At 59.3% G+C, this 2,730-nt stretch carries 2 protein-coding genes; both read left to right on the top strand.

Annotation, left to right across the window (positions count from 1 at the left end; translation table 11 throughout):
• The coding region (gene nrdJ / locus NW856_RS07920; protein WP_414399751.1) for a ribonucleoside-triphosphate reductase, adenosylcobalamin-dependent at nucleotides 1-1,512 on the top strand (1,512 nt) is incomplete at its 5' end.
• Nucleotides 1,513-1,645: 133 nt separating this feature from the next.
• The gene (gene pheS / locus NW856_RS07915; RefSeq protein WP_011432376.1) at nucleotides 1,646-2,647 is read left to right on the top strand and encodes a phenylalanine--tRNA ligase subunit alpha; all 1,002 of its coding nucleotides are present in this window, start codon (nucleotides 1,646-1,648) and stop codon (nucleotides 2,645-2,647) included.
• The last annotated feature ends 83 nt before the right edge of the window (nucleotides 2,648-2,730 follow it).

The following is a 2,730-nucleotide window of genomic DNA, read 5'->3' as shown; positions in this document are numbered from 1 at the left end:
GGCAGCGTGCAAGGTAATCAGGAGAAAGGGGTTAGCGTGCGGCTCTCTCAAAGCCATCTGGGTACCCTCAAAGCGGTTCAGCGCATGCTGGCGCGGCTGGGCATCATTGCAGTTTTGTATGAGAATCGCCGTCCTGCTGGATATCGCCTGCTGCCGAACAGTGCTCGCCAACCTGCACCATACGCTTGCAAAGCCCAGCACGAATTGGTTATTGCCAACGACAACTTGCATCTGTTCCAGGAATGGGTCGGCTTTCGGGAACCGCACAAAGCCCAAAAGCTAGAGGCACTGCTGAATGGCTACAAGCGCCAGCTCAACCGAGAGCGGTTTGCTGTGACGGTTGCTGCCCTTGAGGCAGACGGGGTAGAGCGGGTGTATGACTGTACTGTCCCCGGCCCAGCGTGCTTTGATGCCAATGGGTTTGTTGTCCACAACTGTGGCGAGATTATTGGCCACACATTCCATTGCAACTTGGCCGAGATCCACCTCAACCGTTTGGATCCCCACAACCGGCAGGAGCAGGAAGACGCCTTTACAGCGGGAGCCCTCACGGTGGCAGCCCTACTCCACCACCGCTTTGTGGAACCTCGCTTCCAGCGCTCGCGGGAATGGGATCCCATCGTCGGCGTCTCGTTCACAGGCCTGTTCGACTTTTGCGTCAAAGCCTTTGGGGTTGAATGGCTGCGCTGGTGGCAGGAAGGGAGACCCGATACCCCCATCGGGAAGGAATTCAAGCAGCAGGAGCGGGAATACCTCAGCCGCTGGAAGGAGATCGTCCACCGCGTGGTGTGGGACTACTGCGACCGCCACAGCCTGCGCCGCCCCAACCGCTGCACCACGGTTCAGCCCGCCGGCACCAAGTCGCTGCTCACCAACGCCTCTCCCGGCTGGCACCCGCCCAAAGCCCAACGCTACATCCGCCGCATCACCTTTGCCAAAAATGACCCGGTGGCGCTGGCCTGTCTGGACTATGGCTACTCGGTGGTACCTGCTCAGGCGGACAAAGATGAAAACGGGAACTTGCTCAACGACCCCTTTGATCCCCGCTGTACCGAATGGCTGGTGGAACTGCCTGTGGAAGTAGAATGGGCCAACCTGCCCGGTGCTGGCCAGATCGAGATCGAGCAATTCTCGGCCCTGGCCCAGTTTGACTTCTATATGCAGGTTCAGAAGTACTACACCACCCACAACACCTCCGCCACTATCGAGCTGCGGGAGGACGAGGTGGAAGCTCTGGGATCCCGTATCTACGAAGCCATCCGCGACGACGAGGGCTACATCAGCGCAGCGCTGCTGGCCCGCTTCGATGCCCCCTTCCCCCGCCTGCCTTTTGAGAAAATCGACAAGCCCACCTACGAACGACTGGTGGCCGAGGTCAAAAAGAGACGGCGGACAGATAACTTCTTCGCGGCCCTGGCCCGCTACGACCGCAACTTTACCTTGGCAGCAGAGGGACCGGCAGGGTGTGACGCTCTGGGGTGTCTGTTGCCAGATTCGGCGCCTCAGAGCTAGTTCCCCAAAAGGGTTCCCCCTGCTGCCGACCAACCCCATCGGATGCAAAGGCGCGACCGAGCTCCCTGCTGTGATACCTTTGTAGGGACTCCTCACAACCCCAGGGATCCCTTCTGCCCTTGGAATCGGCCCCATGCAAGACGAAAAAGACACGCTTCGCCAACAGCTTCTCACCCTGCAAAGCGAGGCCCTCGCCCAAGTGGAACAAGCTGACGGTCTGGAGGCTCTGGAACAGATCCGCATCGACTACCTGGGCAAGAAAGGTAAGCTCTCCAAAATCTTGGGGGGAATGGGGAAGCTGCCCCCAGAAGAACGGCCTGCCATTGGCGCTTTGGCCAACACCTTTAAAGAGGCCCTCCAATCCAGTCTGGAGCAGCGCAAACAGGCCCTTGGTGAAGCTCAACTGCTGGCCCGCCTAGAAGCAGAGCGCCTGGATGTCACTATGCCCGGGCCCCGTCGGCCTCTGGGGCGGATCCATCCGCTGCAGGCCACCATCGACCGCATGCTCGATATCTTTGTGGGAATGGGCTACACCGTGGTGCATGGGCCTGAGCTCGAGACGGAGTACTACAACTTCGAGGCCCTCAACACCCCTGCCGACCATCCGGCGCGGGATATGCAGGATACCCTCTACCTGGCCAATGGCTACCTGATGCGTACCCAAACCTCCTCGGTGCAGGTGCGCTACATGGAGCAACACCAGCCGCCGCTGCGCATTGTGCATGCCGGTCGGGTGATGCGCCGCGATACCGTGGATGCCACCCACTCCGCTGTGTTTCACCAGATGGAAATTTTGGCGGTGGGCGAGAACCTCACCTTTTCCGACCTGAAGGGCACCCTCAACACCTTCATCACCCGCCTATTGGGCAAGCGAGAAACCCGCTTTCGGCCCAGCTATTTTCCCTTTACCGAGCCTTCTGCTGAGATGGACGTGCGCTTTGGCTCGAAATGGCTGGAAATCTTCGGCTGCGGCATGGTGGATCCCAATGTATTTCAAGCGGTGGGCTACGACCCGGAGCGCTACACCGGATTTGCGGCAGGGATCGGCATTGAGCGGATGGCCATGCTCCTCCACGGCATTCAGGATATCCGCCTGTTTTATACCAGCGACCTGCGCTTTCTGTCTCAGTTTTAGGTGGCTATCTTATCTGAGGAACAAAACCCTCGTCCTGAGCCCTGCAAGACCTTCAGCTAGAAATCGCAGGAGCCCCGCACTGT

Origin of the sequence: Synechococcus sp. R3-13 (assembly GCF_047462195.1) — a bacterium.
In the GTDB taxonomy this organism is placed as follows: Bacteria; Cyanobacteriota; Cyanobacteriia; order Thermostichales; family Thermostichaceae; genus Thermostichus.
Note: the sequence above shows the minus strand (reverse complement) of the source record. Positions and strands in the feature narration are given on the sequence as shown.